Genomic DNA, 7,619 nt, shown 5'->3' on the forward strand with positions numbered 1-7,619 from the left:
GCCCTGCACACCCCGGACCTGTGTGCCTGCTCGTTCACCTGCGACCAGCCGTCGGCAGCGGGAACGGCCTGGGCGACAGAACAACCTCACCGTTCCCCCCGACCCAACCCCAAACCTGACATCAGCCCGGCACCCCGCACCCTCAACGGGCCATCATCCCCAACGGCCACATGGAGCCCAGCAACCCTGTGCGGATCTGGATGGAAAACAAGACTCCGCACACCCCGCCACGCCACTGTGGTCATGCCGCTCAAGCCAGGGCGGACCACCCAGGCAAACCACCCGCACAGCACCGCGACGGGGGACCCTCGGGACCATCGATCCCCCCAGACCCCACACCCATGGGGACCAGTCGCAACCACGCAGCTCAGCTCGCCGATGGCCCGCCACGGACCATCACGCCGTCACATCCCAGCACCGGCGGACCAGATCCCGGCGCTGACCAACTCAACGGGGGAACACCACATGCGCACCTGGACCGGACGCATCACCAAGGCCGTCGTCGCCGGGGCCGTCGCCACCGCCGGCCTGGCCCTCAGCACCGGCAGCGCCCACGCCAACGAGGCGGCCGCCTGCCGCTCCAAGACCACGCACTCCCTGGCGAAGGTCGCCGACAACCTCTACCTCGACTCCTGCTACCACGTCTTGGCCGACGGCGCCTCGATGCACGCCGTGATCGGCGTCTTCAACCAGACCGGCCACGCCTTCACCTACTGCGCGCACGCCATCAACGTCAATAACCCCGCCGGCCCGTGGGCCCACGACTTCGGCTGCACCTCCACCAACGCCCAGTCGGCGTACTTCAACGCCGGAACGGACAAGCCGTACGGCCCCTCCTGGGAGCAGTGGCACGCCGGCCCGGGCACCTACGTCATATCCACGGGAGTCTGGATCGACGGGCACTACGCCGGGGACGTCGAGAGCCCCAGGACCACCATCGGCTGACACCCGACACCACCCGCACAGCCAGACGTAGGGTGCCCAACTCCGCCAGGCAGGTTGGCAGGCGGAGTTTGGGCACCCTTCCATCCCTACCGCAACTGCGCTGCCCCACCGATGAGCCGATACTGGCAACCCTCCTGCCGCCAGGCCAGCTTGCGCGCAGTCGAAGGACACCCTGACCGCCCGCGCCCGGCGCCCTGCTGCATCCCCTTGGGGGAACAGGCCGCCTCAGGAAGCCGCCGGGCCAGCCCCGCCACCCGACAAGATGCCTCCTGAGCCAGCATCAAATCCTCCTCAATGCCCGCCTAACTGCAGGGCAGCCCCATCAGCCACATTGACCGGGTGGGAGGTAGAGTCGTCAGAGCGGTACGTATAGACAGACACGCTGTGTCACTGACGCATTGTCAGCCATCGGCAAGCTCACCAACGGCCACGATGCAGAACACCAACAGGGACCACAGCGCACGGTGAGGAGGGGAAAGACATGGGGCTCACAGACGCCCAGGTGGCTCAGGCCCGCCGCGCTTACAAAGCGGGAACGTTGGACGTGGACGCAGCCGCCGCACGATGGAGCGTGGCCCGCAGCACGCTCTACGCCGCTCTCACCGGACGCACCTGGGCCACGATGATGGACCCGCCACCAGTACGGATCGCAGTCGCGCGACAGGGCACGGCGCGCCGACGACTGACGACCGCTCAGGTCGCGGCTGCCCGCCACGAGCGCGCCGCACTCGGCACGTCATACCGCACACTCGCGACCAACCTCGCCGTGTCCGAAGAAAGCATCCGCGCCGCCGTGACCGGACAGACCTTCACGACCCTGGCGGACCCACCGCCCGTCGCAGCAGTCCCACCACGCCGCGCGGTAGGTCAGGACGTGGCACGCAGAATCATCCGGCTCCGTGCGCAAGGGATGACCTGGCCAGACATCGGCGCACGCGTGGGAGTCCACAACTCCACGGCACTGCGGGTGGCCCGCCGGTGGTCCTCAATACCCGAAGCGCCCTCCGATACATGAAGCGACCCGCGGCACACAGGCCAGAGATGCGGTAGAGAGGCGCTCCGGAACGTGCTCCAGTGGTCAACCTCCGCCACCACTGGACCGCGGGAACACCCCGCCTCATACACAGTGCTGGATCACCCCTGCGCGTGCGGGACGGACCGCTGCATGGCCTGTGGAGCGCGGGACCACCTAGGTTCTGTCTTGAGTTCAGATCATGACGGTGGTGCGATGCTGCGGAGCCAGAGCATCGCGCCGCACAGGTGCAGTCCGGCCTCGTAGCTTTCCGGAGTCTTGTCATAGCGCGTGGCGATGCCGCGCCAGTTCCGCAGCCGGTTGATGCACCGGCCCTGGTGACCGTGGCGATCGCCTCGGAGGTCCCCGCGATCTGCACGACGACGTCGTCGGTGCGCAGCGCGCAGCCGATGCGGTGCTGCGATCTCGCACGCCGAGACGATCCGGCCCATGGCGTTCCGCGCCTGGCTCAGCTTCACCGACGGCAGGTCCTTGCCCATGCTTCCCGCTTCGGTCGCGCCGCGCGGGCCAGACCGCGCCGCGACGTCGCCGCAGGTGTTGCGCAGTGCCGGGGCGGGTGCGCCGGTGCGGCTGCGCACCCGGTGCACCGCCGCACCGGCGGTTGCGAGCGGTGCACCCGGATTGCCAAGGAGGTTTGTCGACGCCGCCCAAGGGGTGCGCCAATCCCGTCAAGGGTGTGTCGGTGGGGTCGTCAAGGGTGGCGGGGTTCGTCGTCAAGGGTTGTGGAATGACCCCTTGACGACCCCACCGCCTACCCCACGAAATACCCCACTGCCCCAGGTCAGGGCCGTAGTGAACTCGCCGTCGCGCCGGGCGTTGTGAAGTTCGCGGTGAAGCCGGCGGTGAAGTCGGCGCACCCGGTGGGGTGCACCGCGGGGAGTGCGCAAGCGTCGGTGGGGTCGCTCACCCCACCGCCGAGCAGAGCAGCGGGCGGTGCACCGCAACCTCGGGGGTGTGCAGCGGGGTGCAGCGAGTGGTGCGCAGGCCCGGTTGCAGCTGCGCTGCCGGTGCAACCGCCATTGCGCGTGCTCCCGGCGAGAGGTGCACCCGCTCCCGCTGCGACTGCAACTGCGACGCCCGGCGCGGTGCTCCGGGTGCGGGGTGCGCCGCGCGCTTGCCACCGCGCCGTCCCGGCGCGCTCGTTGCCCCTTCGCGCCGAGGGCGGCATCGCTCACCACTGGGACCGGCACGGTGGTGAGTGCGGCGGCCGCGAAGGCTGCTGCTGCTCCCCGCTCCTGCTCGCCGCAACGCCCCACCCGGGCCGGTCGGCGGGGCTTCCGTTACGGGTTCTTTTACGGGTGCTCTTACGGGTTCCGTTACGGGTTCTTTTACGGGTGCTCTTACGGGTTCCGTTACGAGTTCCTTTACGGGTGCCGAAACGGGTTCCCTTGCCCTTCCGGCCTGATCCGGCGTCAGCGCAGGCCACCGCACGGATCCGGCCGCAGTGAAGATGCCGACTTCTCCCCCTTGGGCTGCGCCCCGGGGGAGAACCGGCCGCCCCGTGGGGATCCGGCCGGCGCCGCGGCGCCTCTGCGCTGAGGCGGCCGTCGGCGGCTTCCAGGAGCAGATGCAGCCCGCCCCTGAAAGGGGGCGCGCTGCGACCGCTACGACTGCCGCTGCCCCTGCACGGATCCATCGAGCAGGCCGCGGTGTCGCGGCAGGCGGGACGGTGGTCGGCGGGTGATGAGCGACGCCGACAACCCCCTGGGTGCGTCGCCCTTGCCCGTAGATGTGGTGTGTGGGGGGAGTGGGTGCGTGGACGGACGCGTCCAGGGGCCGGGGCGGCGGCATCTGCCCGGCCTGGGGGCGCGTTCGGTACGAGCTGCGGTACGAGCGTCGGTACGAACTGCGGCCCCGGGCGCAGCGCCGGCCCCCTCGTCGCAGGCCAACGCCCGGGTGCGAGGTCTGTGGGGTTGCCGACTTCTTCCCCTGGCGCAGGCTTTCGGGGAAGAGCCGGCGGTTGGCCTTCTCCGGGGCGCCGTACCCGCGGGCTCGGCGCTGCTCGTTCCCGGTCTGCCCGGATGGTCGGTGCGGGAGCGGGGTGCGCGCCGGCCGCTCCGGGCGGGCGTCGGATGCGGCGCACCCCGTGGGTCTTTCTGGAGTACGCACTGCAGTACTCACTGCGGTACCCACTGCGGTACCCACTGCGGTACCTGCTGCGGTACGCACTGCACGGGCCCGGCGAACGGGCGTTGCTGCAGGCCGGAGAGTGTGGTCCAGGGGGTGGGGGCGCGGCGACTACTTCTGTCCCACGGATCTGGGAGCAAAGGGTCACAACTGGCTCGCATGCGTGGTCGTCCTCCGGTGGGGCCGGCTGCGCCGGGGCGGCGGAAGGGGGCGGCGCCGCGCGGGACCGGGCCGGTGGCGGGCAAGGCGGAGGTTCGCTCTGAGGTTCGTTCTGAGGTACGCCCTGAGGCTCGTTCTGCAGGCTTGCGGCTGCTGCTTGTTGGTGCAGGTCACCGGGTGTGGTCAAGGGGGTGGCGGCGTAGCGACTACTTGTCTCCCAAGGATTTGGGAGCGAAGGTCCACAACTGGCTCGCACGCGTTGATCTTCTCCCTGGCGGGCCGGCTGGCGCCGGGGCGGCGAAAGGCGCGGCGCGCGGAGGGAGGGGAGTGCGCTTCGTCTGGGGGTGCGTCTGGGGCTTCGCTACGGGCTTCGTTTGGGCCTACGTCTGGGGCATCGTCTGGGGCTTCACCTCCCGCCAGTCCGGACGGCCGGATCGCCGCAGGTCATGGCAGGCAAGTGGGGTCGGTGGAGTGGCCGACTTCTTCCCCTGGCGCGTGCTTTCGGGGAAGAACCGGCGGTTGGCCTTCGCCGGGGCGCCGGCCGCGCGTTCAGGCGGCCACCCGGTTCCGGGTCAACCCGGTGATCCGGCGCGGGCGGTGGGGGCGGGCCGGTAGCGTCGGTGGCGTCCCCGGCACGGCACCCGCAACCCGGGCCGGGGGCCTTGGGTCTGGGGTGCGACACCCCCGCTGCCAAGGAGAAACACCAGCCGTCAAGGGTGCCCGGTGGGCCTCGCCCCGGGGTGCCCGCGCGGGCGGGGGCCGGCCTCGGCGCGGCGGTGCTTCAGTGGTGACGCGTCACCGGCTTCAGTGGATTCGGCGCCGGGATGGTCGGGGTGAACGTGACGGCGGGCCAGAATGTGGCCGGCAGCGTGGTGTTCGGGGGCTGGATCGAGGACGCCTTCTCCCGCGCGACCTCCTGACGAGCGGCCGATCGACCTGGCACCCCTCAGCCGGCGGCGGGGGAAGGTAGGAGGCGGCGTGCCCGACAGCGATGCGGAGCTGCCCGAGGGCGGCCTGCCGGCCGGCTCCGAGGCCGAGTGCCGTCATTCGGATGCGGTGCGCGCCTACTGGACGAGGGAGCGCCGTCAGCAGGCGATCGCCAACACGGCCGCGGACGTCGACGGGGCCTGGCGGGTGCGGGCCGAACGCCGTCGGCTGCGGCTGCTGTGGGACCTGGCGGCACCGCTGCTGGCATCGCAGAAGCCGGCATCGCAGGACGGCGTGCCTGCCTCCGGGCTCGAGCGCGCGGTGTTTAACGCGGTCGCCTACGCGCTGCTCACCGGCTGCCCGTGGCGGGGCATGCCGTCGGCGCTCGGTGTTGCGGCCGCGGACGCCTCGCAATGCTTCGAGGGCTGGACGCGGGCCGGCCTGTGGCAGCGCCTGCACCGGCGGGCGTGCCGGGAGCCGGGAGCCGAGGCGGTCGGGTGGACTGCGGCGTTGGCGGCAGCCGCGGCAGTGCGGGCCGGCGGGGGAGCGGGAGACCCGGACGGCTCGCCGCTCGGGAGCGTGGAGGGCCGCGAGGTGTAGGCGGCGCGGCCGGGGCCGTGACCGCGGGGTCGGCCTGGGTGTGCGTCCGGATCTCCCCCCGGAATACAACGTGGAAGTGATATTGTGATGGGGTGGCTTGGGAGATCAATGTGCATCCCGCGGTCGAGGAGTGGTTCCTTGAGCTGTCGCGGTCCGATCCCGACGGCGGTGATGCGGTGGAGCGGGCGATCGAGGAGCTTGCGCGTCTCGGCCCAGGTCTGGCGCGGCCGTTGGCCGACCGGGTCACCAGATCGCGGCACCACCACATGAAGGAGCTGCGCCCGATCACCCCGCAGGGGCGGGTGCGGATCCTGCTTCTGCTTCGATCCGGAGCGGGAGGCGATCCTGCTGGTGGCCGGCGACAAGACCGGGCAGTGGCAGCAGTGGTACCAGGCGAACATCCCCGTGGCGGACGACCGCTACGACGAGTACCTGAAGGACAAGGAGGCCGGAGCATGAGCTACGCGAAGTGGGGCGAGGTCAAGGCGAAGGCCGACGCGATCCGCCGAGAGAATGGGACGCTGCGCACCCCGCAGGAGGTCGAGCAGCAGAAGGCGCAGGTCCGTGCCTACCGGCTCAAGGAGATCCGCAAGGCCCTGGGGCTGACCCAGGTCGAGGTCGCGCAGGCGATGGGGACGGTACAGGCCAACATCTCCCGTATCGAGCACGGAGAGTTGAGCACATCGGAGGTGGATACACTGCGCCGGTACATCGAGGCGCTGGGGGGCCGGCTGCGGATCGTGGCGGACTTCGGCGACCGGCAGTTCGATGCGGCATGAGCCGGCGCAAAGCGCCGGTGCTGCGCCCCTGGAGACAGCAAAGCGACGGCGCAGCGCGTCCTTCGGCCCAGCCTCGCAGCGTCTTGACCATGAACAGGCAGGGTGTTCCCTGCCGCAGCGACTGGGTCTCCTCCAGCGGGAGGAATCTGACGGCTCGTAGAACTGCCGGGTGAGTCCGTACCCGTGGTCGGGGTGGGGCGGCCCCAGCGTCCTGACCTGCACGATCCGACAGCCGGCCATCGCCAACTGACTTCGGGGACCGGCGGTTCGACGCTGCAGGCCCTTCAATCCGGAGATCCCCCGGTCACGACTCTCAGCCGGCCAATGTGAAAGCCGTGTTCGGAGCTGCAGGTCACCCTCGGGCCCGGGCCTGGTGGGGGCGTTAGGCGATGGCGGCGGTGTCTCCGTTGTCGAAGCGGATGGACTGCTGCAGATGGCCGCCGAGGGCGGCGGCGTAGCGGGCCAGGACCTGCTGGCCGGAGACCTTGCCCTGCTCGATCTGCGAGATGCGGCCCTTGGTGACGCCCATGCGGGCTGCGACCTGTTCCTGGGTCAGTCCGCGGGAGCGGCGGATCTCGGCGAGCCGGTGCCCCACGACCTCGGCCAGCAGTTCTGCCGTGCCCGCGGCCACGACCTCCTCGCCGCCGGCCCGCTCCACGTGCTCAGCCCGGATGTCGCTCCAGCGCGTGTATCCGCTCATTGCCTGTCTCCCTTCTCCTGCTGGGACGCCCGCTCCTCCAGGTAGAGGATGTAGCGGCGCTCGGCCAGCGGGATCGCCTCGTGGTACCACTCCTGCCACCGATCGCGTTTGTCCCCGCCCACCAGCAGGATGCTGGAGCGCCAGGGGTCGAACGCGAACAGGATCCGCACCGATCCCGGCCGCAGTTCCTTGAGGTTGCTCATGGAGGTGCCGGTGATGGTGTCCACAAGCGGCCGTCCGAGGCCCGGCCCTCCTTGGGCCAGCGCATCCAGGGCCTGGACGATGCGGCGGTGCGAGGCATCGTCGAGCTTGTCGATCCATGTGTCGGCGGCCGTGGCAAAGTCCAGGT

General features: G+C 70.6%; 8 protein-coding genes. 5 read left to right on the forward strand and 3 right to left on the reverse strand.

The window, feature by feature from the left end; translation table 11 throughout:
* Nucleotides 1-465: 465 nt before the first annotated feature.
* Together BIV57_RS04290 and BIV57_RS26725 are read left to right on the forward strand one after the other, a co-directional pair.
* Entirely contained in the window at nt 466-945 is a 480-nt protein-coding gene (locus tag BIV57_RS04290; RefSeq protein WP_071655286.1) for a hypothetical protein, read from the forward strand.
* A gap of 625 nt (nt 946-1,570) precedes the next feature.
* A complete protein-coding gene (locus tag BIV57_RS26725; RefSeq protein WP_419185686.1) occupies nt 1,571-1,960 on the forward strand; it encodes a helix-turn-helix domain-containing protein in 390 nt (129 codons plus the stop codon).
* Between the two features lie 197 nt (nt 1,961-2,157).
* On the opposite strand, the gene BIV57_RS24495 is transcribed toward BIV57_RS26725, so the two are convergent.
* On the reverse strand, nt 2,158-2,556 hold the full coding sequence (locus BIV57_RS24495) for a hypothetical protein (protein ID WP_139275440.1): 399 nt from the start codon (nt 2,554-2,556) through the stop codon (nt 2,158-2,160).
* Between the two features lie 2,686 nt (nt 2,557-5,242).
* Between BIV57_RS24495 and BIV57_RS23355 the strand changes: the two genes are divergently transcribed.
* The 3 genes from BIV57_RS23355 to BIV57_RS04310 all read left to right on the forward strand — a co-directional run bounded on the left by BIV57_RS23355 (nt 5,243) and on the right by BIV57_RS04310 (nt 6,570).
* A complete protein-coding gene (locus BIV57_RS23355; protein ID WP_175548658.1) occupies nt 5,243-5,791 on the forward strand; it encodes a transposase in 549 nt (182 codons plus the stop codon).
* Nucleotides 5,792-6,142: 351 nt separating this feature from the next.
* Entirely contained in the window at nt 6,143-6,250 is a 108-nt protein-coding gene (locus BIV57_RS26595; RefSeq protein WP_336445315.1) for a hypothetical protein, read from the forward strand.
* On the forward strand, nt 6,247-6,570 hold the full coding sequence (locus BIV57_RS04310) for a helix-turn-helix domain-containing protein (protein ID WP_071655287.1): 324 nt from the start codon (nt 6,247-6,249) through the stop codon (nt 6,568-6,570). The genes BIV57_RS26595 and BIV57_RS04310 overlap by 4 nt, the downstream gene beginning before the upstream one ends.
* Nucleotides 6,571-6,952: 382 nt before the next feature.
* On the opposite strand, the gene BIV57_RS04315 is transcribed toward BIV57_RS04310, so the two are convergent.
* On the reverse strand, nt 6,953-7,270 hold the full coding sequence (locus tag BIV57_RS04315; protein WP_071655288.1) for a helix-turn-helix domain-containing protein: 318 nt from the start codon (nt 7,268-7,270) through the stop codon (nt 6,953-6,955).
* Nucleotides 7,267-7,617 carry a type II toxin-antitoxin system RelE/ParE family toxin gene (locus tag BIV57_RS04320; protein WP_071655289.1) on the reverse strand — a complete coding sequence of 117 codons (351 nt, stop codon included), beginning with the start codon at nt 7,615-7,617 and terminating at the stop codon, nt 7,267-7,269. Before BIV57_RS04320 ends, BIV57_RS04315 begins: the two co-directional genes overlap by 4 nt.
* Between the last annotated feature and the right edge of the window lie 2 nt (nt 7,618-7,619).

This window comes from Mangrovactinospora gilvigrisea (assembly GCF_001879105.1).
Lineage (GTDB): Bacteria > Actinomycetota > Actinomycetes > Streptomycetales > Streptomycetaceae > Mangrovactinospora > Mangrovactinospora gilvigrisea.